Annotated in this window: 23 protein-coding genes and 1 pseudogene; 17 read left to right on the forward strand and 7 right to left on the reverse strand. The window is 64.0% G+C overall.

The features are described from left to right. Window positions 1-3: 3 nt before the first annotated feature. From ABUA28_RS06730 to ABUA28_RS06760, 7 genes are all read left to right on the forward strand, one after another. Window positions 4-477: a hypothetical protein gene (locus ABUA28_RS06730; protein ID WP_349903255.1), complete on the forward strand. Its 474-nt coding sequence runs from the start codon at window positions 4-6 to the stop codon at window positions 475-477. Window positions 478-489: 12 nt separating this feature from the next. After that, on the forward strand, window positions 490-846 hold the full coding sequence (locus ABUA28_RS06735) for a GNAT family N-acetyltransferase (RefSeq protein WP_349903256.1): 357 nt from the start codon (window positions 490-492) through the stop codon (window positions 844-846). A 47-nt stretch (window positions 847-893) separates the two neighbouring features. Then, window positions 894-1,634 carry a trimeric intracellular cation channel family protein gene (locus ABUA28_RS06740; RefSeq protein WP_349903257.1) on the forward strand — a complete coding sequence of 247 codons (741 nt, stop codon included), beginning with the start codon at window positions 894-896 and terminating at the stop codon, window positions 1,632-1,634. A 310-nt stretch (window positions 1,635-1,944) separates the two neighbouring features. Beyond that, the gene (locus ABUA28_RS06745) at window positions 1,945-2,172 is read left to right on the forward strand and encodes an MmyB family transcriptional regulator (protein WP_349903299.1); all 228 of its coding nucleotides are present in this window, start codon (window positions 1,945-1,947) and stop codon (window positions 2,170-2,172) included. A 90-nt stretch (window positions 2,173-2,262) separates the two neighbouring features. Further along, window positions 2,263-3,090 (forward strand): PaaX family transcriptional regulator, encoded by an 828-nt coding sequence (locus ABUA28_RS06750; RefSeq protein ID WP_349903258.1) that lies wholly within the window; start codon window positions 2,263-2,265, stop codon window positions 3,088-3,090. Window positions 3,091-3,152: 62 nt separating this feature from the next. Then, entirely contained in the window at window positions 3,153-4,352 is a 1,200-nt protein-coding gene (locus ABUA28_RS06755; protein ID WP_349903259.1) for an FAD-dependent monooxygenase, read from the forward strand. Between the two features lie 48 nt (window positions 4,353-4,400). Then, window positions 4,401-5,030 carry an NADPH-dependent F420 reductase gene (locus ABUA28_RS06760; RefSeq protein WP_349903260.1) on the forward strand — a complete coding sequence of 210 codons (630 nt, stop codon included), beginning with the start codon at window positions 4,401-4,403 and terminating at the stop codon, window positions 5,028-5,030. On the opposite strand, the gene ABUA28_RS14090 is transcribed toward ABUA28_RS06760, so the two are convergent. Further along, a complete protein-coding gene (locus ABUA28_RS14090) occupies window positions 4,930-5,337 on the reverse strand; it encodes an SDR family oxidoreductase (protein ID WP_407075420.1) in 408 nt (135 codons plus the stop codon). The two genes, ABUA28_RS06760 and ABUA28_RS14090, sit on opposite strands and share 101 nt — an antisense overlap. 32 nt (window positions 5,338-5,369) lie before the next feature. On the opposite strand from ABUA28_RS14090, the gene ABUA28_RS06770 reads away from it, so the two are divergent. The 10 genes from ABUA28_RS06770 to mgtA all read left to right on the forward strand — a co-directional run bounded on the left by ABUA28_RS06770 (window position 5,370) and on the right by mgtA (window position 18,302). After that, window positions 5,370-6,422, forward strand: coding sequence for a zinc-dependent alcohol dehydrogenase family protein (locus ABUA28_RS06770; RefSeq protein WP_349903261.1), 1,053 nt, complete (start codon window positions 5,370-5,372; stop codon window positions 6,420-6,422). A 15-nt stretch (window positions 6,423-6,437) separates the two neighbouring features. Next, a complete protein-coding gene (locus ABUA28_RS06775) occupies window positions 6,438-6,860 on the forward strand; it encodes a pyridoxamine 5'-phosphate oxidase family protein (protein WP_349903262.1) in 423 nt (140 codons plus the stop codon). Window positions 6,861-6,875: 15 nt separating this feature from the next. After that, window positions 6,876-9,323: a phosphoketolase family protein gene (locus ABUA28_RS06780; RefSeq protein ID WP_349903263.1), complete on the forward strand. Its 2,448-nt coding sequence runs from the start codon at window positions 6,876-6,878 to the stop codon at window positions 9,321-9,323. A 54-nt stretch (window positions 9,324-9,377) separates the two neighbouring features. Further along, window positions 9,378-9,842: a pyridoxamine 5'-phosphate oxidase family protein gene (locus ABUA28_RS06785; RefSeq protein ID WP_349903264.1), complete on the forward strand. Its 465-nt coding sequence runs from the start codon at window positions 9,378-9,380 to the stop codon at window positions 9,840-9,842. Window positions 9,843-9,858: 16 nt separating this feature from the next. Next, window positions 9,859-11,706, forward strand: a complete 1,848-nt coding sequence (locus ABUA28_RS06790) for a heavy metal translocating P-type ATPase (protein ID WP_349903265.1) — start codon at window positions 9,859-9,861, stop codon at window positions 11,704-11,706. A gap of 90 nt (window positions 11,707-11,796) precedes the next feature. Then, complete coding sequence (locus ABUA28_RS06795; protein WP_349903266.1) at window positions 11,797-12,684, forward strand: universal stress protein; 888 nt, start codon at window positions 11,797-11,799, stop codon at window positions 12,682-12,684. A 45-nt stretch (window positions 12,685-12,729) separates the two neighbouring features. Further along, window positions 12,730-13,209 carry a universal stress protein gene (locus tag ABUA28_RS06800; RefSeq protein ID WP_349903267.1) on the forward strand — a complete coding sequence of 160 codons (480 nt, stop codon included), beginning with the start codon at window positions 12,730-12,732 and terminating at the stop codon, window positions 13,207-13,209. A 124-nt stretch (window positions 13,210-13,333) separates the two neighbouring features. After that, window positions 13,334-15,058: a sensor histidine kinase gene (locus ABUA28_RS06805; RefSeq protein WP_349903268.1), complete on the forward strand. Its 1,725-nt coding sequence runs from the start codon at window positions 13,334-13,336 to the stop codon at window positions 15,056-15,058. Continuing rightward, on the forward strand, window positions 15,055-15,690 hold the full coding sequence (locus tag ABUA28_RS06810) for a response regulator transcription factor (RefSeq protein WP_349903269.1): 636 nt from the start codon (window positions 15,055-15,057) through the stop codon (window positions 15,688-15,690). The genes ABUA28_RS06805 and ABUA28_RS06810 overlap by 4 nt, the downstream gene beginning before the upstream one ends. Next, window positions 15,687-18,302, forward strand: coding sequence for a magnesium-translocating P-type ATPase (mgtA, locus tag ABUA28_RS06815; protein WP_349903270.1), 2,616 nt, complete (start codon window positions 15,687-15,689; stop codon window positions 18,300-18,302). The genes ABUA28_RS06810 and mgtA overlap by 4 nt, the downstream gene beginning before the upstream one ends. Before the next feature lie 22 nt (window positions 18,303-18,324). Here the strand turns inward: mgtA and ABUA28_RS06820 are convergent, their stop codons facing one another. The 6 genes and pseudogenes from ABUA28_RS06820 to ABUA28_RS06850 form a co-directional block, all read right to left on the reverse strand. Then, window positions 18,325-19,152, reverse strand: a complete 828-nt coding sequence (locus ABUA28_RS06820; RefSeq protein WP_349903271.1) for a universal stress protein — start codon at window positions 19,150-19,152, stop codon at window positions 18,325-18,327. Between the two features lie 162 nt (window positions 19,153-19,314). Further along, window positions 19,315-20,454, reverse strand: coding sequence for an IS481 family transposase (locus ABUA28_RS06825; protein ID WP_349903272.1), 1,140 nt, complete (start codon window positions 20,452-20,454; stop codon window positions 19,315-19,317). 132 nt (window positions 20,455-20,586) lie between these two features. Next, window positions 20,587-21,759, reverse strand: a pseudogene (locus ABUA28_RS06830) (IS481 family transposase). Continuing rightward, a complete protein-coding gene (locus ABUA28_RS06840; protein ID WP_349903300.1) occupies window positions 21,701-22,147 on the reverse strand; it encodes a hypothetical protein in 447 nt (148 codons plus the stop codon). Before ABUA28_RS06840 ends, ABUA28_RS06830 begins: the two are co-directional and overlap by 59 nt. 88 nt (window positions 22,148-22,235) lie before the next feature. Next, complete coding sequence (locus ABUA28_RS06845) at window positions 22,236-23,315, reverse strand: NAD(P)-dependent alcohol dehydrogenase (RefSeq protein ID WP_349903275.1); 1,080 nt, start codon at window positions 23,313-23,315, stop codon at window positions 22,236-22,238. Window positions 23,316-23,400: 85 nt separating this feature from the next. Next, window positions 23,401-24,798 carry an HNH endonuclease signature motif containing protein gene (locus ABUA28_RS06850; protein WP_349903276.1) on the reverse strand — a complete coding sequence of 466 codons (1,398 nt, stop codon included), beginning with the start codon at window positions 24,796-24,798 and terminating at the stop codon, window positions 23,401-23,403. Window positions 24,799-24,956 lie beyond the last annotated feature (158 nt).

Below are 24,956 nucleotides of genomic sequence, written 5' to 3' on the forward strand. Positions count from 1 at the left end.
ATCATGAGCACCACAACGCAAAATCACGTTTCGACCGAATCACCCAGTGCTGCCGCCGGATACCGCAGCGTTTTCGACGCCGTTCAGCGCTGGCTCGCCCTGCTCGGCGTCGTCCTGTGCGCGCTGCAGATCGGCTTCGCGGCCCTCGGGTTCTGGGGCGCACAACTGAACGGCGGCGGTGAGCAGGCGACGAGGGCTGCGTTCGAACCGCACGGGATGAACGGGGAGGTACTGCAATATCTGGCGGTGTTGCTGCTTATTCTCGGACTCGTGGCACGTTCCGGATGGAAGGCCTGGGTCATCCCGCTGGTCTTGGCCGTCATGTTGTTCACCGTGCAGGGGATTCTCGTGGGCCTCGGCTTCGACGTCAATGAATGGTTCGGGTTCCTGCACGCGATCAGTGGCACGGTGATCACCGCCGGATTCGTGTGGCTGATGATTGACCGCTGGCGTCACCCGTTGACGCGCATCCGGTGATTGACTTGAGGCATGACCACTGACGAGAGACCAGGCGAGAGACCAGGCGAGACGCGCGGCGATGCGCCGGATCCGTTCGCGATCATCGACGTGCCCGGTGCCGGGCAGTACGAACTCAAAGACGGCGACACGACCATCGGATTCGCCCGATACCAGGATCGCGGCGAGAGTCGCATCTTCAAGCACACCGTCATCGACAGTGGCTACGAGGGAGCGGGCCTCGGCTCGCGGCTCGCGCGCTTCGTACTCGCGGACTCCGTATCGCAGGGCAAGCGGATCGTGCCTGAATGTCCCTTCATAGCCGCATACCTGGGGCGCCACCACGACTTCGACGCGCAGGTCGACTGGCCGGAGTCCACGAGCGACTGAGCAGGGCGTCGTGAGTATCGGCAGGGTGTCGTGAGTATCGTGGGATCGTGACCACGACCGTCGACACGCTGAGCGAGGCCATCCGGTTCGTCGACCTCGCCGGAGTGCTCGGCAACGCCATCCTCGGGGGCATCGCGGCGCGCAGCGCAAGGCTCGACATCGTCGGGTTCGTCATCCTCGCGATCCTGTCCGGGCTCGGCGGCGGCATGATCCGAGACACGCTGCTGCAGCGCGGCACTCCCGTCGCGCTGACCGACCCGTACTACCTGATCCTCGCCGTCGTCGGCGCCTTCATTGCGTTCGCCATCCACTTCAACGGCCGTTGGTCGAGGCGTGTGCTCACCCTGATCGACGCCCTGGCCGTCGGATGCTGGGCCGCCGTCGGCGCGCAGAAGGGACTTGACGCGGGGCTGGGCTGGCTTCCCTCGATCATGCTCGGCGTCATCACTGCAGTGGGTGGAGGCATGGTGCGTGATGTCTTCCTTCTGCGGGTTCCCGCGATCTTCGGCGGCAACACCCTCTACGCGACGAGTGCCCTGCTCGCCAGCGTCGAAATGGTGGTTCTCAGCGAGTTGGGACTCCCGGCGATCGGGTCTGCAGCGGCAGTCCTGAGCGGCGCGGCACTCTCGTTGCTCGCCCGACGCTACGGGTGGATCTTGCCGACAGAGATGCGATTTCACCGGCCCAAGGTGCTGACCAGTTGGTGGGGGCGCTGGTCGCGGGTCACTGACGCAACGAAATCCAACGGCCACAAACGCGGCACGAACGATGATGGCGAGAGCGCCTGAGCCGGCCCAGCGGCCTTACCTCGCCCCTTGCCTCGTGCGGGATCGCCCCATCGACGCGCACGAAGTCTTTCTCGTGCCCCGCCCATCGTGTCTCCACACGGTGTCTGTTTTCGGAGTGTATCCACCAGCGAACATCGCCGGACAGCAACGTTAAAGGGCCTGGCAGGAGCGAATTTCGACGCTTGTTTTGCGTCACCCGCGTGGCAGTGCGCACGCCACGACTCCCAGTCCCAGCGACAGCGCCACGAGGATCCCTCCAACGACGAGGGTGCCGACGATCATTCCTGGACCGGCAGTCAGAGCCGTGAACGTGGAGCCGAGGGCGGCCACGACGATCGATCCGACCTGGCAGTCGCTCGTGAACCGCCTCCTTGCCGCCTCACCGGAGTTTGCTCGCCTATGGAAGTCCCACGAGGTTTCCGAGGCCGTTCCGGAGTGGAAGCAGATACGCAATCCCGAGGTTGGCGTGATGCGCTTCGGCCTCTCGACCGGACGCGCCCGGAATGACATTCATTGTTTCTGTGACGAGCGTCACTAAAAGCTTGACAATCGATTTCACATGCCTCACCATGGCAGAAAGTCAGCTGCCCTGGTCGGGCGTCATGGCACTACTGCCGTAAAGAGGACAATGTCGAGTCGACAGGCCAAAGAGTTGCTATTCGCCTTCTTTGGCGAATATTTTCTCGATGAACGCCGGGAACCAATCCGAGCCAGCGCCCTGATCAGCGTGCTTCGCGGTGCCGACATCGCTGCACCGGCTACGCGTGCCACCCTCGATCGGCTCGTGCAATCCGACTTTCTCGTACGGGAGCGTCGTGGTCGTGAGATTGTTTTCTCGCTCACCGGGCACGGCAGAGCGGTGTTGCGCGAGGCGACCCTGCGCGTTCGGGGACCGCACCCGTTCGATCCGAACGGAGATGGTTGGACGCTGGTGACTTTCTCGATCCCGGAAGACTACCGACAACTGCGACATCGCCTGCGCGCGACTTTGACCTGGGAGGGATTCGCCCCTCTCCGCGACGGTCTCTGGCTCGCTCCGGGGGAGGTGGACCTTGATGCCTCGGTGGCCCCTGTCCGGGACGAGTTGTCCGTCGGTGCACTCCTGGCCTTTCATGCTCGAGAACTACCGGGGTTCTCCATAGCCGAGGCAGTTCATTCAGCATGGGACATCGATGCGATTCGGGCAGCGCACGATGCCTTTATTGCCTGCTGGACACGCCCACCGCAGGCGCGGACCGCGATCGCGAGCCGAGTCATGCTCGTCGCCGACTGGCTTGCGCTGCTCCGGATCGACCCGCGGCTACCGGCTGCTTTCATGGACTCGGGATGGCCTGCTGCAACCTCGGTCAAGATCTACCACCGGATGCGCGATCAGCTTGAGTTGGCCGCACGGGACGAATTCGCGTATCTGGTCACCGATCGTACGGAGGCAAGGAGTATTCAACCTCAGCGATAAGGCGTTTGGAAAATCGGTTCGATAGCCAAATGAAAAGTGATTAAGGGTCGAAGGAGACAATTATGAACGAGAACGCACTCAAAATTGCGGTCGTAGGCGCCGGAATGGGCGGGCTTACCGCAGCGATCGCATTGACGCGAATTGCCGGCGCCGACGTCACAATATTTGAGCAGGCAAAAGAGCTAAAAGAAGTCGGCGCTGGCGTGCAGCTCACGCCGAACGGCGAGCGTGCGCTCAACTATTTGGGATTGTTCGACGACGTCAAAAAGGTCACGGCTGAATACGATCAGCCTGGAATCTACCGTCGTGAAGACGGCACACGCATCGGCGAGCAGGTATGGACCGATAGCTCGGGTAAGTATGCGCCGCTCGGCCTTCACAGAGCGGATTTTATTGACCTCCTGACGAGCGTCATTCCACAGGAACGAATTCTCCTCCAGCATCGGGTGAAGGCGGTTCGTGATATGACGTCTTCGGTAGAACTTGAGTTTGAGAATGGAAGCCGCGAAGAGTTCGACCTGGTCATCGGCGCTGATGGAATCCATTCCACTGTAAGAGAGTCGATGGTGGGCTCTTCCGACCCCGTGTATTCGGGTTCTGTCGTCTATCGAGGAGTTGTGGAATCGGCGCGGTTGCCCAAAACCTGGTTGATGACCCATCAGATCTGGATGGGTGAAGGCAAACACTTTATGACCTATCCGGTCAGGCAACGAAAGCTCATCAACTTCGTTGGTTTCATGCCGCGAGATGAATCAGTCGAGGAGTCGTGGTCTGCCGAGGGCAACCTTGATGACCTCACGACGGCATTTGACGGCTGGGATCCAGAGCTGTGTCAATTCATCAAGCTCATCGAGAGAACCAATTGGTGGGGGCTCTATGACCGACTGCCGTTGCTTGATTGGACATGGGGGAGAGTCGCGTTGCTCGGCGATTCCGCTCACGCAATGTTGCCGCACGCCGGCCAGGGAGTGAACATGGCCATCGAAGATTCAGTTTCACTCGCCGTGCTCCTGGAGGGCGTTTCATCCGATCGTGCAGCCAAGGCGCTGAAGAGCTATGAGGCGCTTCGGCTGGACCGTACTGCGTCAATCCAGGTTGCATCACGCAGAAGTGGCGCACTCTATGACTCCAAGAAATTCGATGATCGGTATGACTACACAAAAGCAGAAGAACGCGACGCCGATCTGTTGGAAGCAAAGGATTTTCGACGGGGTGTCTTATATGACTTCGACGCCTACCTCGCTGCCCAGAACGCTCCCTGACAAAGCAAGGATTTGTGAAGCAATAAAAGAAAAGGAAAGGGGGTCACCATGACAACCATGACCGTAATCGGCGCCGGAAGGATGGCGGCCGCAATTGCAGGCATTGCCGTCCGCGCCGATGCTGACGTACAAGTCATCGCGCGCGACGGCGAAAAAGCAGCGAATCTCGCCGCTAAAGTCGGCGCGAATGTCAAACATGGCGCTATCGGAGATCCATTGTTCGGCGACATAGTGGTGCTGGCTGTGCCGTATCAAACAGTTAGTGACGTGATTGATGCCTATGCGAGCCAGCTCGCAGACAAAACGCTGGTAGAAATCTCCAACCCTGTTGACTATGTGACCTTTGACGGACTCGTGGTGCCACCGGACTCTTCAGCGGCCGCTCAGCTCGCCGCCCAGGTTCCAGAGGCGACAGTCATCAAAGCCTTCAACATCAACTTCGCTGAAACGCTCAAGACAGGTATGAACGGCCCCAACATCACGACAGTTGTACTCGCGGGAAACGATCGGTCAGCCAAACGCGCGCTCGGGCAACTCGTAGAGGCTGCGGGAATGCGCGTTATTGATGCCGGGTCTCTCAGCCGAGCAAGAGAACTCGAGGCTCTCGGATATCTTCAAGTCGCCCTCGCGTCGCACGAGAAGACCTCGTGGAAAAGTGGTTTTGCGTTGCTTCCTTAGTTCCCCAAGCGGGATGGTCGTCGCGGACGAGCACGTAGGAGCCGGTCATGAAGCTTGCCTTGTCGGAGAGCAGGGACGTCGTCAGGTTCGCGACCTCCTGCGCGGTTCCGGGACGGCCAAGCGGATGCTTCGCTGCCGTGTACGCAGAGTTGCCCGGCGACGAGCCGGCAGGCGGTGTCGAACTCGAGGTCGAACTCCGCGTCACTGCCGCAGAAGCTTTCTCCCCGCGACAGGCAATTCGCTCAAACGGGACCATCGGCCCTATGACCCCGTCATCTGTCGCACTTGACTGAGGGGTGAGGCGCATCCGCTGCCTCACTCTCGCGGATTGGACAGGTCATGAAAGCGCTCGTCTATAAGGGCCCAGGACACAAGAGCTGGGAGGAGGTCCCCGACCCCGTCATCCTGCATTCCACCGATGTCATCGTGCAGATGGTCGCAACGACCATCTGCGGCACCGACCTTCACATCCTCAAGGGAGATGTTCCGGAGGTCGAAATCGGGCGCATCCTTGGCCACGAAGGCATCGGGGTCATCACCGAGGTGGGTTCCGGAGTCACCCGCCTGCACGTCGGCGACCGCGTCATCCTGGCCTGCGTGAGCTCGTGTGGTCGATGCCCCAACTGTCGACAGGGACTCTATAGCCACTGTCTGGATCCGGAGGGCATGCCCGGGATCGGCTGGATCTTCGGCTACATGATCGACGGAACGCAGGCCGAATACGTTCGGGTGCCATTCGCCGAGAACTCTGTCTACCCCGTTCCGGACGGAGTCAGTGATTCCGAGGGAATCCTGCTGTCTGACATCCTGCCCACCGGTTTTGAGATCGGGGTCCAATACGGCCACGTCGCTCCCGGGGACGTCGTCGCAGTCATCGGGTCGGGACCCGTGGGCCTGGCCGCGGTGATGACGGCAGGCCTCTACGGCCCATCCAGAATCATCGCGATCGACCTCGATGACGCCCGCCTTGCACGCGCACACGACTTCGGTGCGACCGATACTGTCAACTCCGCTGACCCCGATTGGAAGGACCGGGTCATGGCCCTCACCGACGGCCTCGGCGTCGACGTGGCAATCGAGGCTGTGGGAATCCCGCAGACGTTCACGATGGCGACGCAGATCGTCCGCCCGGGCGGGCACGTCGCGAACATCGGGGTGCACGGCAAGCCCGCCGAGCTTGCCTTGAACGAACTCTGGATCAAGAACATCGATATCGCCATGGGGCTTGTCAACACGAACACGCTCGGGATGCTGCTGAAACTGGTTGCCCAACACAAGCTCCCCGCGGAGAAGTTCGTCACTCACGAATTCTCGTTCGACCGGATACTGGAGGCGTACGACGTATTCGGCAATGCGGCAGAACATAAGGCCCTCAAGGTGCTTATCCATTGAAGGAGGCGGCTCGACATGGTTCACGAGGAATCCCCGATCGAGATCCTGTCTGATGAGGAGTGCTGGGAGCTGTTGCGCGCGCAGACGCTGGGACGAATCGGCACGAGCGCGGGAGGCGTGGTCGACATTGTGCCGATCAACTACTTCGCCGACGGCTCGAGCATCCTGTTCCGCACTGCCCCGGGTGACAAGCTCGTGGAACTGACGGTCAACGACCAGGTGACGTTCGAGATCGACGGGTACACCAGCGAGATGGCGTGGAGCGTGATCGCCAAGGGCTCGGCAACTGTGCTGGATCGAGATGGGGAAGTCGACGAGGCAGAAACGCTTCCGTTGCGCTCCTGGATCCCCACGATGAAGAGCACCTATGTGCGCATAACGCCACACAGCCTGAGTGGGCGACGCTTCCAGCGCGGCCCCGAACCCGAGTGGTTCTGAGAAGGAGTGGAACCGATGACGACCGCATGGCCACACCGCGAAGCGCAGGCGATTTCGTCGCAGACCCTCGATGAGCTGGATGCGTGGTGGCGCGCCGCAAACTATCTCTCCGTCGGCCAGATCTACCTGCTCGACAACCCGCTTCTTCGTGAACCGCTCAGTCGGGAACACATCAAACCCCGCCTACTCGGACACTGGGGCACGACGCCGGGGCTCAACCTCATCTATGCCCACCTGAACCGCGTCATCCGGGAACGCTCGCTCAACGCCATCTACATCGCCGGCCCAGGGCACGGCGGCCCCGGCATGGTCGCCAACGCCTACCTCGACGGAACCTACAGCGAGGTCTACAACACCATCGACCGCAGCGCAGAAGGCCTGCGACGCCTGTTCAGGCAGTTCTCGTTCCCCGGCGGCATCCCTAGCCACGTGGCACCGGAGACGCCCGGGTCGATCCACGAGGGCGGAGAGCTCGGGTATTCGCTTTCACACGCCTACGGTGCGGCCTTCGACAATCCGAACCTGCTGGTGGCCACCGTCGTCGGCGACGGCGAGGCGGAGACCGGGCCGCTCGCGACAAGCTGGCACTCGAACAAGTTCGTCGATCCGCTCCGCGATGGTGTGGTGCTGCCGATCCTGCACCTCAACGGCTACAAGATCGCTAACCCGACAGTGCTTGCCCGAATCCCCGAAGACGAGTTCCTCGAACTCATGCGCGGCTACGGCCACACGCCCTATCTGGTGTCTGGCGGCTTCGACGGCGAAGACCCGATCGAGGTGCACAAGCGTTTCGCCGCGACGCTCGACGAGGTGCTGAACCACATCGCCAGGATCAAAGCGGATGCCGCCGCCGGCATCCTCGAGAACCGCCCGGCCTGGCCGATGATCATCCTGCGCACTCCCAAGGGCTGGACCTGTCCCAAGGAGATCGATGGGCATCCCGCGGAGAACAACTGGCGCGCCCACCAGGTCCCTCTCGTCGATGCCCGCGACACGGAGGCACACACGAGACTGCTTGAGACATGGCTGCGGACGTACCGCCCGGAGGAACTCTTCGATGACAGTGGTGCCGTGGTGCCGCTCGCCACCGCCCTCGCCCCGGAGGGCGAGCTGCGCATGAGCGCCAATCCCGTGGCCAACGGCGGCATGCTACGCCGAGAGTTGAGACTGCCGAACTTCCGCGACTACGCGGTAGACGTCCCGGCGCCGGGCGGTTCCGTCAGCGAGGCAACACGTGTGCTCGGCGAATGGCTGCGAGACGTGATCGCGGCGAATCCAGACAACTTCCGGATCTTCGGGCCGGACGAGACGGCATCCAATCGACTCAGCGCCGTCTTCGAGGTGACCGACAAGCAGTGGAATGCCGAACTGTGGCCGATCGACGAGGACAACCATCTCGCGCGAGCGGGCCGCGTCATGGAGATGCTGAGCGAACACCAGTGCCAGGGCTGGCTCGAGGGCTACCTGCTCACCGGGCGCCACGGTGTGATCAACTCCTACGAGGCGTTCATCCACATCGTCGATTCGATGTTCAACCAGCACGCGAAGTGGCTGAAGACGACACGAAGCATCCCGTGGCGACGTCCGATCTCGTCGCTCAACTACCTGCTGAGCTCGCACGTGTGGCGGCAGGACCACAACGGGCTCTCGCACCAGGATCCCGGCTTCATCGACCACGTCGTGAACAAGAAGGCAGACGTGGTGCGCGTCTACCTGCCGTTCGACGCCAACACGCTGTTGTCGACCTATGACCACTGCCTGCGCTCTGTGGGCTACGTGAACGTCGTCGTGGCCGGAAAACAACCCGCTCCCAACTGGCTGACGATGGACCAGGCGATCGAGCACTGCACGCGCGGTCTTGGCCTGCTGGAGTGGGCCGGCACCGAGAAGCCCGGTGACGAGCCCGATGTCGTCCTCGCCGCGGCAGGCGACGTCCCGACACTCGAGACGCTCGCCGCAGCCTCCATCCTGCGTGAGCGGATCCCCACCCTCCGCCTGCGGGTCGTGAACGTCGTGGACCTGATGCGTCTGCAGAGCGAGGGGGAGCATCCGCACGGCCTCAGCGATCGCGAATACGATGCGATCTTCACCGCGGACAAGCCGGTGATCTTCGCCTATCACGGCTATCCGTGGCTCATCCACCGACTGACCTACCGCCGCAACGGCCACGAAAACCTCCACGTGCGCGGCTACATCGAGGAGGGAACCACCACGACACCGTTCGACATGGTCATGATGAACAACCTCGATCGATACCACCTGGTCATGGATGTCATCGATCGAGTGCCCGGGCTGGGCGCGAAGGAGGCGATCCTGCGCCAGGACATGCAGGATGCGCGAGTGCGCGCCAGAGAATACACGAGGGCTCACGGCGAAGACATTCCGGAGGTCGCCGACTGGACCTGGTCAGGGGCAACGGAGAGCGGCTTCCGCAACGACGACACGGGCGGCGACAACGTCTGAGTCACGGGACCTTCGACTCGTGACAGGGAGCGCGTTCGGGACCAGACTGAGTGCATGGACGCCTCGATTAACGACCGCCGCCATGAGCCGAGCGGCGGGCCTGCCGCGCGCGCCGACGCGATGGATTCCGCGATCCGCGAACTGGACGACGGTGAATGCTGGGAGGTCCTCGGGGGCTCGGGAATCGGCCACCTCGCGTTTCAGCTGCAGCCCACCGGTGTCGATATCCTGCCCATCAATTACCTCGTCTCCGATCGCCGGCTCTTCTTCCGCAGCGCCCCCGGATCCAAGCTGAGCAGTCTCGCGGTGCACCCGCGAGTCGCATTCCAGGTCGAGCGGCTCGTGAGGGACACCTGGTTCAGCGTGGTCGTCAAGGGCGAGGCCGTGCGGCTGGCCTTCGACGAGGAGATCGAACACTCGGGGATCCTCGAGCTCGCACCGGCGCAGCCCGGGGAGAAATTCAACTATGTGCGCATAACGCCCGACACCGTCACCGGTCGCACCTTCGCGTCGAGCTAGCGTGGCCGCGACACCCATGAGGACGTTCATTCGAGCAGCCCTGCGCTATCGCGTCGTCTCCCTGACCGTGCTCGTCGGTGTTGCGGGGATACTGCTGTGGGCCGCTTCGCAGAACGTTGCCGTTCAGATCCTGTTCAGCGCTTTCGCACTGGCCGTCGGTGCGGTGATGGCGTGGCGCATGCTCCGTGACCTCAGGAACGGCCATTTCGGCGTCGACGTGCTCGCCGTGGTGGCGATCGTGGCCACCGTACTGGTCGGCGAATATGTGGCAAGCATGGTGATCGTGTTGATGATCTCCGGCGGACAGGCCCTCGAAGACTACGCAGAATCGAGGGCCCAGAGAGAACTGAGCGCCCTCCTCGCGCGCGAACCGCAGGTGGCCCACACAGTGGATGCAACGACACAGGCCATCTCGGATATCGATGCGAGCGCTGTGGTGCCCGGCGACGTGATCCTCGTGCGGGCGGGCGAGGTCGTTCCCGTCGACGGCACTATCCTCTCGGCGAGCGCGAGCTTCGATGAGTCCTCCCTCACGGGGGAGAGCATGCCGGTGCTCAAACTCGCGGGAGACACCGTTCTCAGCGGGTCCCTGAACGGACTGAACGCGGCGACCATCACGGCCACGGCCACGGCGGCCGACAGCGAGTTCCAGGGAATCATCGCACTGGTGCAACAGGCCCAGCAGAACCGAGCGCCGGTGGTGCGGCTCGCCGACAGATATGCGGTCCCGTTCACCGTCGTTTCGCTTCTGCTCGCCGGAGTGGCCTGGATCATCGCCGGTGACCCCCGCCGCTTCGCCGAGGTGCTCGTGCTGGCCACCCCGTGCCCGCTGCTCCTGGCGGCACCGATCGCCTTCATGGGTGGGATGAGCAGGGCCGCGCGAAACGGCGTGATCGTGAAGGGCGGGAGTGTGCTCGAATATCTCGCGCGCATCCGCACCGCCGTCTTCGACAAGACCGGGACACTCACGCACGGCGCCCCCACGATTGCCCGCATCGATCCTCGCGCACCGTTCGACGAGAATGCCCTACTCACGCTCGTCGCCTCCGCGGAACAGTTCTCGTCGCACGTGCTCGCGACCTCGATCGTGGCGGAGGCTCGCGGGCGCGGGCTGCCCCTGCTCGAGGTCGAGGGCTCGTCGGAGGATGCCGCACAGGGGATCAGTGCGAGCGTGAACGGACAGCGCGTCAGCTTGGGCACGCTCACCTTCGCGACGGAACATGCTTCGGGCATCCCGCGCACGGAGACCAGCGGCGGAGAGCTTGCCATCTATGTGGTCGTGGACGGCCGGTATGCGGGCAGCATCGTCGCCTCAGATCCGATTCGCGAGAACGCGAGCGAGACCATCGCCGCGCTCCGGAGGCGGGGAGTCGAGGACGTTCTCATGCTCACCGGGGATGCGCGCACCACCGCAGACCACGTCGCTGAGGTTGTCGGTATCACGTCCGTGCGCGCGGACCTCCTCGCAGCAGACAAGGTCCACGCGGTACAGCAGCTCACCGCTCGCCCCGTGCTCATGGTCGGAGACGGCGTCAATGATGCTCCCGTGCTGGCCATGGCCGAGGTCGGGATCGCGATGGGAGCGAAGGGCGCGACCGCCGCGAGTGAATCGGCTGCGGCCGTCATCCTGGTCGACGATCTGTCTCGTACCGTACGTGCCGTGGACATCGGCAGGAACACCATGCGCATCGCCCTCCAGAGCATCTGGCTGGGGATAGCACTCAGTCTCGCGCTCATGGTCGTCGCCACCTTCGGCGTCATTCCCGCCACCGCCGGGGCGCTCCTCCAGGAGGTCGTCGACCTGCTCACGATCCTGAATGCACTCCGCGCGATAGGCACGAAGAAACAGGACCTTCGGCTCTAGGGGCGGTTCGCGACGACAGCGAACATAGTGGTGAACGGCGTACTCGAGCAGCCCGCGAGCGGTCGTCGCAACCAGCGAGGAGGAAGTGTCGTGAGCGGAACACTGGTGGTCGGAATCGACGGCACGGAGTCCAGTCGCGCCGCACTGCGGTGGGCTGTCACCCGCGCAGCCGCAACCGGAGTGGAGGTGAAGCTCGTTCACGTGATCGACGACGAGTGGATCACGATCAGCGCCCGGATGATCAAAGATCTCGGCGACGATTCACAACGCCTTCTGGAGAGCGAGGCCGGGTACGCGCGCGCGCTCGCGCCCAATGTCATCGTGCACACTGAATCGACACGGGGAGAGCCGATGCAGGTGCTCATCGCCGAATCCAGGGACGCGGGGATGATTGTCGTCGGAACGCACAAGACCGGCTTCATCAATGGCAAGATCTTCGGATCCAGAAGCCTGCAGCTCGCGGCCTGCGCGTACGCGCCCGTAGCGATCATCCCGCAGGGTCTGCCGCGCGACGGCCGCGGAATCGTCGCCGGAGTGGATGACTCGATCGCCGGACGCCAGGCCATACGGTTCGCGGCGCGAGAGGCCGCACGGACGGGGGAGACGCTCACCCTGGTCAGGGCGTTCACGATCCCGGCGACCTCCACGATCAGTGACGACGCGCGAAGCGAGCTGATCCAGCACAGCGAAGAGCGTGCATCCGCAGCGCTGGCCGACGCGGTGACGCTCGCCACCCTGACGGCCCCAGAGATCGACCTGAAGACGCGCACGGTGCGGCGCCCCATCGGGGAGGTGCTGGTCGACGCGGCGGCCACCGCCACCATGCTGGTCATCGGCAGTTCCCGCCAGGAAGAGACCACCGCGATGGTCGGTTCCGTCAGCCACGACGTCCTGATCAACCTCACTGGGCCGGCCGTGGTCGTCCACGCCGGGGATGCCCGCGAAGGAACCGAACACGGCCATGTCGCGTCCATGTGACTTTCGACCCTGTCCAGGCGAAACATCCAAGGAGATCCTGTAGCCATGAACGAGATCACGAGCCCGGCATCCTCACCTTCTTCGAAGGCGACAGCGGGCACCGAACACAAGGGACGCATCGTCGTGGGGGTCGACGGATCCGCGTCGTCGATCGACGCACTCCGCTATGCCGTGCGTGCCGCTCGAGCGTTTGGAACGACGCTCGAAGCCATGACCGTCTGGACCTACCCCGCGGGCGCTGAGCTGGCAATGCTCGCGGGCTGGTCACCGGAAAACGACGCGCACGAGATTCTCGATGCCGCCGTGCAGGAGGTGTTCGGCAACTCCAGGCCATCCTGGCTCAGCACCACGACGCTCTCCGGCCCGCCCGCCCGAGCCCTCATCGAGGAGAGCGCAGGCGCGGAAATGCTTGTACTGGGGTCACGCGGTCACGGAGGGTTTGTCGGACTCCTGCTCGGCTCGGTGAGTGCGACCTGCGCCGAACATGCCAGGTGCCCGGTATTGATCGTCCACCCCGCCGCATAGCAACGTGATCAGCGCTCGAGGAACGGCTCCGTGCCGCGCGACAGTGCCGCGACTACACTCGCGCTAGAGGGGCTCGATCGCCCGCGTGTATCGCCGTTTCGAGGGTGGAAGCAGAGGAATCCGGATGAGCGAGGATGGCGCACTGACATTCCCGGATGCTCCACGCGCCGAACTCGACCAGGCCCTGAGCACCCTCGTGGACCTTGCCCAGCACGTCACGTCAACGCAGGGCCGCCTGCGCGCGCTACTCAGGGCCAACCAGGCCGTCGTGGAACATCTCGACCTGTCGACCGTGTTGCGCACGATTGTCGAAACCGCGGTTGAGCTGGTCGACGCCCGGTACGGAGCTCTGGGCGTGCTGGCACCCGACGGACGCCTCGAGCAACTTGTGCAGGTGGGCATGTCAGCGAGTGAGGTGGAAGCGATAGGGCATCTGCCGAAGGGGATCGGCCTGGTCGGTGCTCTGACCGATGAGCAGCGGCCGATTCGTCTTCGTCACCTCGGGGACGACCCGCGTTCGCAGGGCTTTCCCGCCGGACATCCCCCCATGGACAGCTTTCTCGGTGTTCCCGTCCGCGTGCGCGGCAGCGTCTACGGAAATCTGTACCTGGCAAACCAGTCGACCGGCGAGTTCAGCGCGGAAGACGAACAACTGGTCACCGCTCTGGCCGGCACCGCGGGAATCGCCATCGACAATGCGAGGTTGTTCGCCGACGCACAGCAGAAGCAGGCCTGGGCAGCAGCCTCCGCCGAAATCACCGCGGCATTGCTCTCGAGCGAGCAGGAGGATTTCGTCGAGTTGCTGACCTCGCGCACTCTCAGCCTCGCCTCGGCAGACCTCGTCTGCATCGTGCGGCCGACCGACGATCCGCAGAAACTCGTCATCGAGACGGCCCGCAGCAGGGGCGAGAACACCCTGGAGGGAACGCTCTTCCCCGCGGCCGGGTCCATCGCCGCGAGCGTCATCGAGGGCGGGCAACCACGACTGATCGACGAGATCGAGGCCCTCGAAACGGTCCATACGCCGGGGCGTATGCCGGGACCGACCATGGCCATCCCGCTCGTCGCCTCAAGCGCCGTACACGGTGCTCTTGTCGTCTCGAGATCGCCAGGGGGCGGCCGGTTCAGGCCCGCAGACCTTGAGATGGCGGCAGACTTCGCCGGTCGAATCAGTGTTGCGATGCAACTGGCCACCGCACGGGCAGATCAACAGCGAATGGTCCTGTTCGAGGATCGCAGCAGAATCGCACGAGACCTGCACGACCACGTCATCCAGCAACTTTTCGCGACGGGCCTTGAGTTGCAGAACGTGGCCAGAGCACTTTCCCCAGGAACAATCGCGGATCGCGTCACCCGGTCGATCAACACGCTCGACTCGACAATCGCGCGCATCCGAACGGTGATCTTTGCCATCTCCCGGGCACACGGCGAGACACCTACCGTTCGGAACCGGATCATCGATCTCGCACGCGAACTGGCCGACGCGCTACCACCCGATCCGCGCATCGAGTTCTCCGGCCCCGTCGACCTGGTCATCACGGACTCGCTCGCGGAAGACATCGTCGCGGTCGCACGCGAGGCTCTCACCAACGTGGTGAAGCACGCCTCCGCACAGCATGTCTCGCTCGCCATCACCGTGACCGAGCTTCGCGTGACCCTGGAGGTCACCGACGATGGTGGTGGTGCAGCCGAGGTGAAACGCCGCAGCGGGCTCGCGAATCTCGAGCAGCGGGCAGTCGACCACGGGGGGACTTTTGCCTTCGGCACGGAGAAAGGACGAACCAGCCTCGTGTGGTCCGTTCCCATCGATGAGCCGTCGGAGCATCAGAACGAGGGAGCAGTGTCGTGAGGGTGTTCGTCGTTGACGACCAGGAGATCGTGCGGCGAGGGGTCATCGATCTCTGCGAGGCGGAAGCCGACATCGAAATCGTGGGGGAGGCAGGTACCGCTGCCCAGGCCAGGGCGCGCATCTCCGCCACGAATCCGGATGTCGTGCTCATGGACATGAGGCTGCCGGACGGCAACGGCATCGACGTGTGTCGCGACGTGCGCTCCGAGAATCCGCAGATCCACTGCATCATCCTCACCGCCTACGACGATGACGAAGCGATCAACGCCGCCGTGCTGGCCGGCGCCTCCGGCTACGTGCTCAAGGAGGTGCGCGGCAACCACCTCATCGAGAACATCCGCACCGTGGCCGCGGGGCGATCCATTCTCGGGACTCCGCTGAGCCACAAAGTGGTCGAGCGGATCCGCCATGATCACGAGGGAGATTCACGGTTAGAGACCTTGAGCGCCAGGGAGAACGAGGTACTTTCACTCATCGCGGAGGGCCTCACGAATCGCGAGATCGGTGAGAGGCTGGCGCTGGCCGAGAAGACCGTGAAGAACTACGTCTCAAGCCTGCTGAGCAAGCTCGGCCTCCAACGGCGCACCCAGGCGGCCGTGCTCCGGCTGGAGGCGCGGGGTCCGCTGGGATGACCGACGCGAGCGCGATCTCTGTCGCGGCTCGACAGTCGCCGGATGAAGTCCTGTCCGGTCTTGGGGCCGCTGCATCCGGACTGAGCGCCAGCGAGGCCGCCGGGCGCCTCGTGACGGGCGGACCCAACGCCTTTCGCACCCACAGGGCAAGCGCCTGGTCCGTTCTCGCACGGCAATTCAAGAGTCCGATCCTGGCCCTGCTCATCGTCACTGCGGTCGCGTCGCTCTTCGTCGGCGATGCGACCAATTCCATCGTCATCGGCGTGATCCTGATCGTGAGCATCGGATTGGGATTCGTCAACGAGTATCGGGCCGAGCGTGCCTCCGAGGCCCTGCACTCCAGGGTCACTCATCGCGTGGTTGTCGTAAGGGACGGAGCACTCACCGAGATCGACGTGGTCGATCTGGTCCCAGGCGACATTGTGAAGCTCACGCTCGGCTCTGTGGTGCCAGCTGACCTCCGCCTCCTGGCCTGCAACAACCTGCTCTGCGATGAGAGCATCCTGACCGGCGAGTCCAATCCGTCGGAGAAGGATCCTTCGGCTGTGCCCGCGAGCGCGGCGCTGGCGGAGATGACCTCGTGCGCCTTCATGGGCACCGTCGTGCAGAGCGGTGCCGGAACGGGAGTGGTGGTCGCGACCGGCGGCCGCGCCGAGTTCGGGAGAATCGCACTGGGCCTGGGGGAGAGACAACCCCAGACGGAATTCCAGAGCGGACTCAAGAAGTTCTCCTTCCTGCTGCTCGAAGTGGCTATCGCCCTCACCGCGGTGATCTTCGTCGCGAACCTGCTGCTAAGCCGCCCGCCACTGGATTCGCTACTGTTCTCACTCGCCATCGCCGTGGGCATCACGCCGCAACTGCTTCCCGCCGTCGTGAGTACCTGCCTGGCAGCCGGAACGAGGCAGCTCGCGCGCCGCAAGGTACTCGTGAAACGTCTCGTGTGCATCGAAGACCTCGGCGACATGGATGTTCTGGTGACCGACAAGACAGGCACACTCACCGAGGGAGCCATCAGCTTTTCCGAGAGCCTGCCCGTCGATGCGTCGCTGCCCGCGGACGCACTGGTGACCCTCGGTCTCCTGTCCACGGAGGTCGACTACGCAAAGCGGGCAGCGGCCGTGGGGCAGAACCCGCTTGACGCGGCGCTGTGGGACTCGCCGAATGCGAACGACTTCCGGCCCGACCGCTACCAGCGCTTGGGCCTGCTTCCGTTCGACCACCTGCGGCGGATGACGACCGCGCTCGTCAGAATCGATGGAGCCGCAACGATGCTGGTCACCAAGGGGGCGCCCGAGGATGTATTGAAGTTGTGCATCTCAGTTCCCCGGCCTGCGCAGCAACTACTCGATGCACGGTTCGCCGCGGGAGGTCGCGTCGTGGCGGTCGCCACGCGGACCGTGACCGATCAATCCACGATCACGGCCGCGGATGAACGCGAACTCACGCTCGCGGGCTTTCTCGTCTTTCTCGACCGCCCGAAAGCCGACGCCAGGGAATCGCTCGAGCGCCTGGCCGCACTTGGCATCGCCGTCAAAATCGCCACGGGAGACAATGCGAAAGTAGCTGAGAAGGTGTGCGCAGACCTCGGGGTCTCGAGTGGAGGAACTCTCACCGGTATCCAGATCGATGCCCTTTCCGACGACGATCTTGCGGTCGCCGCTCGCGACGCGAGCATTTTCGCGCGGGTGTCTCCAGAGCAGAAGGGCCGATTGATCACCGCGCTGCGCAGGAGCGGTCATGCCGTCGGCTTTCTCGGCGACGGCGTCAACGATGCCCTGGCGCTTCACAAGGCCGACCTCGGCATCTCCGTGGAGAGCGCGACGGATGTCGCGAAAGACGCAGCGGACATCGTGCTGACGGATAAGGACCTCGGGGTCCTCGCAGACGGAGTGGCGGAGGGGCGCCGCATCTTCGCGAACACGATGAAGTACGTGCTCATGGGTACGTCGAGCAATTTCGGCAACATGTTCAGCGCCGCCGTGGCATCCGTGGTGCTCAGCTTCCTCCCGATGCTTCCCGGCCAGATCCTGCTCAACAACCTTCTCTACGACACGGGGCAGCTTGCGATTCCCGGGGACCGCGTCGACCAGGAGCAGATCCTCTCCCCATCACACTGGGACATCGGCTTCATCCGCAGGTTCATGCTGCTCTTCGGACCGATCAGTTCACTTTTCGATTTCGCGACCTTCGCGCTCATGATCTACGTCTTCCAGGCAGCACCGGGGGAGTTCCGCGCCGGCTGGTTTGTGGAGTCGATCGCCACCCAGACCCTGATCATCTTCGCGATCAGAACTCGCAGGGTTCCGTTTCTGCGCAGCACACCGTCGGCCGGGCTTCTCTGTGCTTCGCTCGGGGTCGTTGCCGTCGGGATATTCCTTCCGCTGTCGCCGCTCGCAGGGATCCTGGGCTTCGACCCACTCCCTGCCCCCTTCTTCCTCAGCTTGCTGGTCCTGGCGCTCGTCTATCTCGTTCTCGTCGAAGTTGCGAAGAGCTGGTTCTTCTCGCGCCTGACTGCGCAACCCCCGAGTAGAGCTCTCCAGCGGGGGAGAGCCCACCACGTCAATCGCAGGGCGGCGCGCTTCAGCAGTCCGAAGGCGCTCCAGCACGGCTGACCATGGGAGGGGGACGCCGGGCTCATTGCGCGGCCATACGCTCCTTCACCGGCGCCTGCACGATGATCGGGATGCCGACCCTGTGCACCATGCCGGAGGTCACGCTGCCGAGCACTGCGGCCTTGACCGCCGTCTGCTGGCGGGTCGCCATGACTGCCAACACGTCGCGGCGTCCACCGATGTAGCGCTCGAGGGACTCCACCGGATCGCCGTGGAGGACTTCCCAACTGGCGTCGACGCCGAACTCCCGCTTGATGTCGCGCGCGTGAGACGACACGTAGGAGCTGTCGAGCACGTCATACGACGCGAGCAGCGGGTCCGCTTTTCCGCCGGCCGGAACCACCTGCACAACCGTCAGGGTCGCTCCGAGAGCGCGCGCCCACTCTGCCGCCTCCGGCTTCATGCTCTCAGACAGTCTGGTTCCATCGAGTGGCAGCAGCACCGACGAGATCCTGATCGGCTCCACCCCGCTCGACTCGCCCTCGGGGCGGTAGACGAGCACGGGGCCGTGGCTGGCGTGCACGATTTCACGGGCGACGCTGCCCAATATGGCGTTGAGGACTCCGCCGCGACCGTGAGAGGTGATCGCCACGAGTGTGCCGGGAACGCGGTCGGCTTCCTCGAGGATGTCCGCGGGTACGGAGCCGTGGCTGGAGATGAGGCGAGTCTCGGCGTTGGTCGTGGCAGCGAGGTGGTGCAGATACTCTTCGGATTCGACCGAAGATCCGTTCTCCGCGATTCGCAGCAGAGTGAGTCGTGCACCGGTTGCTTCGGCGAGTCCTCGCGCGTAGGCGATGGCTTCCTCAGAGAACGGCGATCCATCCACCGGCACCAGAATGCGCTCGTACATGTCATCCCTTTCGTCACGTGAGGTCGTTCCTCACGTTAGGTGCCCACACGGTGGACGCGTAGGGTCAAAAGGCCCTGCGGATGTCCGTGTGATGTCTTCAGTCATTGAGGACAGATGTCTTGAGACATCGAGGACGCCCTCACCGGATGGTGGGGGCGTTTTTCATTGTCGTTGGTAGTCCTTGTCGGGGTCGAGGGTGAGCTCGCGGAGTAGTTTTCCGGTGGCTTTGTCGATGATGCGGATGTGGCGGTCGTGGATGAGGAGTCTGATGTGTTCTCCTTTGTGGGCGCGGCCGATGCCGATGTGGTGCAGGCGGGAGTTGTATCTGATCGTGATGACGCCGGAGTCGTCGACGCGGTCGTCGCGGATTCTCCAGTGCCCGCCGACGGTGCCGGCGGGACCGATTTTGGTGCGGGCTGCGTAGGCCTGGGCGGGGGTGCTTCGGTTCAGGGAGCGGTGTGGTCGGACGGTGTTGTAGTAGGCGCGGAAGCTCTCCAGCTGGGTCTGCAGGTCCTCGATGGTGTCGGCCGAAGCTTGGGCGGTGAGCCATTTCTTCATCGTCTGCTGGAATCGTTCGACTTTCCCTTGGGTTTGGGGGTGGTTCGGGCGGCCGTTCTTCTGGGTGATGTTCAGTAGTCGGAGTTCGTTCTCGAAGGCGTTCTTGCCGCCGCGGACTCGGGTGGTGAATACGAGTCCGTTATCGGTCAGAGTCGACGCGGGCGGCCCGTATTCTGTGACGTTTGCCCGGAAGTTGGTGAGGACGGTCTGGCCGGTGACAACCGGATGGGCGGTGATTGACAGGGCCAGGCGGGAGTGGTCGTCGAGGAAGGTCAGGATCTCGACTCCGGTGCCGGAGGCGAGCCGCCAGTGGGTGAAGTCGGATTGCCAGGTCTCGTTCGGGAAGTCGGCTTGGAAGCGCAGATAGGAGGAGCGGGGCCGTTTCTTCGGTTGCGGGGTGATCAGTCCGCCTCGGTGGAGTGCTTTCCAGATGGTGGAGACCGCCGGTGTGCTCCCGTGGCGGCGTTCGAGGTGGGCGGCGATGGTGTGTGGGCCGACGTCGTGTCCCTGGGCGCTCAATTCGCGTCGCAGCTGCAGGATCTCGGCTTCCAGGGCGGGGTCGATGTTGCGCGGGTTGGAGTGGGGTCTCGTTGATCGTGGTTCGACCGCGTCCCATCCGCCGGTCAGGTAGCGGGTGACGAGGGTATAGACCCAGGATCGGGCGACACCGTAGTCGCGGGCGACCTCCGTTTTGGATCGGCCCTCCAGAATGACGGCGCTGACGATGACGCGGGCCTTGGACACGGGGCCTCCAGAAGAGAACGGGAATGTCCTCTATGTCTGGAGACACCTGTCCTCTATGTCAAGAAACCAGACACTGTCAGCCCGACAGTGTCATGTCTCGGGACATCGTTCATAGATGTCTCGGGACATGGTTCATATTTCGCTCTCCTTCGGGAGGGCGTTTTGTGGTTTCTGGGGTTGGTAGTCGATGGCTGGGTTAAGGGTCAGCTCGCGCAGGAGCTCGCCGGTTCGGGGGTTGATGATCCGAATTTCGCGGTCGTGGATGAGGAGTCTGATGTGTTCTCCTTTGTGGGCGCGGCCGATGCCGATGTGGTGCATTTTCGAGTTGTAACGCAGGGTGACGACGCCGGACTCGTCGATGCGGTCTTCGCGGATTCTCCAGTGCCCGTCGGTGCCGGCGGGGGTTGCCTTGCCGCGGGCCGTGTAGGCCTCTGCCGGGGTGCTCCGGTTCAGGGAGCGGTGGGGTCTGATGGTGTTGTAGTAGCTGCGGAACGTGTCCAGCTGTGTCTGTAGATCCTCGAGAGTTTCGGCGGGTGGTTGCGCGCGGAGCCATCTCTTCATCGTTTGCTGGAATCGTTCGACCTTGCCCTGAGTTTGGGGGTGGTTCGGGCGGCCGTTCTTCTGATCGATGCCGAGCAGGTTCAGCTCGTTCTCGAAGGTGTTCCGTCCGCCGCGAACGCGGGTGGTGAACACGAGCCCGTTATCGGTCAGAGTGGACGCTGGTGGCCCGTATTCTGCGACTGTGGTGCGGAACTGGTCGAGGACGAGCGCGACGGTCACGACGGGATAGGCGGTGACTGAGAGAGCGAGTCGGGAGTGGTCGTCGAGGAAGGTCAGGATCTCGACCCCAGCGCCGGATGAGAGCCGCCAGTGGGTGAAGTCGGATTGCCAGGTCTCGTTGGGCAGGTCGGCTTGAAACCGGAGGTAGGACGAACGGGGTCGTTTCTTCGGTTGCGCGGTGATGAGGTTGTTGCGGCGCAGTACCTTCCAGATCGTCGAGGCGGCCGGTGTTGCGCCGTGGACCCGTTCCAGGTGTGCGGCGATCGTGTGGGGTCCGGCGTCGTGGCCGGCTGCCTGCAGCGATCGACGCAATTGGAGGATGGCTGCTTCTAGCTCTGGCGGAGTTCTCGACGGGGATGTTTTCGGTCGCCTCTATTGGGGTTCGATCGCAGCCCATCCGCCGGCCAGGTAGCGGGAGACCAGGGTGTGGACCCACCGGTAGGTGACGCCGTAGTCGCGGGCGACCTCAGCTTTGGTGCGGCCTTCGATGATGACGGAGGTAACGATGATTCGGTTTTTCGACACAGTTCACGACTATGAACGATGTCTGGAGACATGGGTGAACTATGTCCGGAAACAGGGCAGCCCTGCGGATGTCCGTGAGCTTCCAGCCGTCATAGCGGCACGCGGCGGCCGTGGCTGGCGTGATGAGCACCAGCTCGATTCCTTCCGTGTGGCGCAGGGGCACCAATTCGGAACGCTGGTGTGCGAGGACCTCGAGTGCCCTGCGAAGAAAGATGGCCGCCATCTCGGGCAGCGCGTGAAAATCTTGGCCTTCGCAGTGGACCATGATGAGCCGCTCCTGCCGTGGGCGTGATGTCTGTGCTTCGTCGACCGGAGTGGCCAAGGTCGTGATATCCGAGCGGCCGGTACCGTGCCTGAGCGGGCGCTTCAGAAGTTCCGTGTATGCCATCACCGACTCCTCACTGTGGAGGTCGAGCCCTGGACGGTTCGACCTCCAGTGCAAGCGTCCCAGTGGCTCTATCAGCCCGATAGGGTCTTCAGTCCCGTCTTCGCGGCCTCATGGTCGCGGCGGGCGAGGCGAGGGTGGAGATGTCGATGACGAAGCGGAAGCGCACGTCGGAGGCGAGCACCCGGTCCCAGGCTTCGTTGATCTGTTCTGCCGCGATGATCTCGACCTCGGGGGCGATGTCGTGCTGGGCACAGAAGTCGAGCATCTCCTGCGTCTCCCGGATGCCGCCGATCGAGGAACCCGCGATGGAGCGGCGGTTGTCCATGAGCGAGAACACGTGGAAGGACTGCGCCTCGGGCGGTGCGCCGACGTTGACGATCGTGCCTTCGAAGGTGAGCAGGCCCAGGTAGGCGTCCAGGTCGAGCGGTGCGCTGACGGTGTTGAGGATGAGGTCGAAGCTGTTCGCCAGTGTCTCGAAGGTGGCCGGGTCGCTGACGGCGTAGTAGTGGTCGGCGCCGAGGGCCAGCCCGTCGGCTTTCTTGCGGAGCGACTGCGAGAGCACGGTGACTTCTGCGCCGAGGGCGTGGGCGATTTTGACGCCCATGTGGCCGAGCCCGCCCAGGCCGACGATGGCGACCTTCTTGCCCGGTCCGGCGCCCCAGTGTCGCAGCGGCGAGTAGGTGGTGATGCCCGCGCACAGCAGCGGGGCCGCTTTGTCGAATGGGATCGACTCCGGCAGGCGCAGCACGAAGTCCTCGTTCACGACGACGTGTGTGGAGTAGCCGCCCTGGGTGATCGTGCCGTCCCTGTCGAGGGATGCGTAGGTTCCCACGTTTCCGTTCAGGCAGTGCTGTTCCTGCCCGGCGAGGCAGTTCGCGCACTCGCGGCACGAGTTGACCATGCAGCCGACACCGACGCGGTCGCCGGGTCGGTAGCGGGTGACGTCGGAGCCGACTTCGGTGACGACTCCGGCGATCTCGTGTCCGACTGCCAGCGGGTAGTGCTGCGCACCCCAGTGCCCTCGCACCGTGTGGATGTCTGAGTGGCAGATTCCGGCCCACGCGATCTCGATGAGCACATCGTGTGCGCCGACCTCGCGGCGGGTGACGGTGCCCGGCTCCAGTGGGGCATCGGCGGAGGTGGCGAGGTAGGCGGCGACGAGTGACAAGAGAACTCCGTTGTTGTTGTGGCTATCGGTTCCACGATACGCGCGGCGCGTTCGCGAACACGACCTGCAGAGGGCAGGCTTCAACTCAGAACGGTGGCGGCGGCCCGTCGTTGAATCGCGGCCAGGGCGGCGCCTCCGCGGCTGTGCCGTCTGCGACGACCCTGCCCAGCGGGCTGGTCCATTCGAGCACGCCGGGTGCGGTCTGTCTCACTTTCCAACCGCCGTGGTGTTTGATCGTGTGATGCCCTCGGCACAGGTGCGCGAGATTGCCCGGCGTGCTTGTGCCACCGTGTTCCCAGGCCTCGGTGTGGTCGATGTCACACCAGCGGGCGTCGCGATTGCAGCTCGGGAACTGGCAGTGGCGATCACGCGCCGCCAGATATCGTCGCAGGCTTGCGGTCGGCCGATAGCTGTCGGCGGTGACGACCATGCCGGTGACCGGGTGGGTGAGCACCCGGACCAGTTCGGATGCCGCTCCGGCGAGCCGGCAGGCGGTGTCGAGGTCGATGGGCCCACGACCGGCGAGCGTTGCGGGTTCGTCGCCGTGACCGAGGAGGGTGAGCGCCGGGATCACGATCGAGACCTCGGCCTGGATGCCTTCCGCGGCCGAGTGGGGAGCATCCTCGCCGACCGCGGGTTCGCCGGTGAGAAGCAGGTCGGTCGCGAGATCGGAGCGGAGCTGGTCGCGCGTGCGCGGATCGCCGGTGGCGGCGACGGCTTTGGCCTGCCGGGTGAGGCGATCGAAGATGGCCGCGGCGAGGGGGGTCGGCAGCACGTGGAGAAGTTCGGACATCCCGTTGTCGAGGTCGCGGATGGAGACGGCGCGGTCTTCGCGTGCCCGTGCGTGTCGCTGCTCGAAGCTCTCCGCCCGGAGGCGAACCGCGGCCACCTTCGCGCGCGCGGCGAGTTTGCCCGGAGTTGTGGTCTCGGCCCGGCCCAGGGTGAGCCGTTGGTATTCGTCGAGAGCGTCGCCTTCGATGCCGATGGAGTGTTCGTGGATGACGCGTGCGTGGGCGAACGAGATGCGGCCGCAGGCGAGAGCGTCGAGCACGGCAGGAAGGTCGCGCGCGAGAGCGGTCGCCCGACCCATCATGGCCTGCACCGTACGATCGGCCTGGCGGGTCGCGACGGCGATCTCGGCGACCATGGACCGCCAGGCGATCTCACGGGAGCGGCTGGAAGCATCCGACTGTTTCGGTGTGCCGCGGTCTGCTGATTCGAGGGCAATCGCTTCGAGCCGGGCGAGGCACTGCTGCTCCCGCGCCTCCGCCGACGCTTTGAGGGCGCGAGCCTCGAGCAGTGCATCGAGGCAGTGCTGCGCCTCGTCGTAGTCGCCGTGCTCCACGGCCCACCGCTCAGCCGACCAACTCGCCACTAGGGCGTCGAACTCGAGGTCGAACTCCGCGTCACTGCGGCTCCCGAATTCGTCTTGGGCAACATCGTCGTGCGCGACCGTTGCCGCTGCAGCTCCGATGTTTTCCATGTCTTCACCCAACACCCCACCACCGACATTCGCGACAGCACCGGGTCTGGTGCACGGATGGGACTGCTGAGGGTTTCGGTTACTCGTATTCTTAGGCCGCGTTTGCGGTCGTTGTGGTCATGATGGTCTCGAACTCGATGGGTGTCAAACGGCCGAGG

This window comes from Parafrigoribacterium humi (assembly GCF_040227205.1).
GTDB lineage: Bacteria > Actinomycetota > Actinomycetes > Actinomycetales > Microbacteriaceae > Parafrigoribacterium_A > Parafrigoribacterium_A humi.

Bases quoted from the DNA above. Each gene is read 5' to 3' on its own strand.
- ABUA28_RS06805 (WP_349903268.1), top strand. From the start codon at position 13,334: ATGAGCGAGGATGGCGCACTGACATTCCCGGATGCTCCACGCGCCGAA.
- ABUA28_RS06800 (WP_349903267.1), top strand. From the start codon at position 12,730: ATGAACGAGATCACGAGCCCGGCATCCTCACCTTCTTCGAAGGCGACA.
- ABUA28_RS06785 (WP_349903264.1), top strand. From the start codon at position 9,378: ATGGACGCCTCGATTAACGACCGCCGCCATGAGCCGAGCGGCGGGCCT.
- ABUA28_RS06760 (WP_349903260.1), top strand. From the start codon at position 4,401: ATGACAACCATGACCGTAATCGGCGCCGGAAGGATGGCGGCCGCAATT.
- ABUA28_RS06775 (WP_349903262.1), top strand. From the start codon at position 6,438: ATGGTTCACGAGGAATCCCCGATCGAGATCCTGTCTGATGAGGAGTGC.
- ABUA28_RS06790 (WP_349903265.1), top strand. From the start codon at position 9,859: ATGAGGACGTTCATTCGAGCAGCCCTGCGCTATCGCGTCGTCTCCCTG.
- ABUA28_RS06735 (WP_349903256.1), top strand. From the start codon at position 490: ATGACCACTGACGAGAGACCAGGCGAGAGACCAGGCGAGACGCGCGGC.
- ABUA28_RS06840 (WP_349903300.1), bottom strand. From the start codon at position 22,147: ATGGCATACACGGAACTTCTGAAGCGCCCGCTCAGGCACGGTACCGGC.
- mgtA (WP_349903270.1), top strand. From the start codon at position 15,687: ATGACCGACGCGAGCGCGATCTCTGTCGCGGCTCGACAGTCGCCGGAT.
- ABUA28_RS06730 (WP_349903255.1), top strand. From the start codon at position 4: ATGAGCACCACAACGCAAAATCACGTTTCGACCGAATCACCCAGTGCT.
- ABUA28_RS06820 (WP_349903271.1), bottom strand. From the start codon at position 19,152: ATGTACGAGCGCATTCTGGTGCCGGTGGATGGATCGCCGTTCTCTGAG.
- ABUA28_RS06780 (WP_349903263.1), top strand. From the start codon at position 6,876: ATGACGACCGCATGGCCACACCGCGAAGCGCAGGCGATTTCGTCGCAG.
- ABUA28_RS14090 (WP_407075420.1), bottom strand. From the start codon at position 5,337: ATGCGCCTCACCCCTCAGTCAAGTGCGACAGATGACGGGGTCATAGGG.
- ABUA28_RS06755 (WP_349903259.1), top strand. From the start codon at position 3,153: ATGAACGAGAACGCACTCAAAATTGCGGTCGTAGGCGCCGGAATGGGC.
- ABUA28_RS06850 (WP_349903276.1), bottom strand. From the start codon at position 24,798: ATGGAAAACATCGGAGCTGCAGCGGCAACGGTCGCGCACGACGATGTT.
- ABUA28_RS06750 (WP_349903258.1), top strand. From the start codon at position 2,263: ATGTCGAGTCGACAGGCCAAAGAGTTGCTATTCGCCTTCTTTGGCGAA.
- ABUA28_RS06770 (WP_349903261.1), top strand. From the start codon at position 5,370: ATGAAAGCGCTCGTCTATAAGGGCCCAGGACACAAGAGCTGGGAGGAG.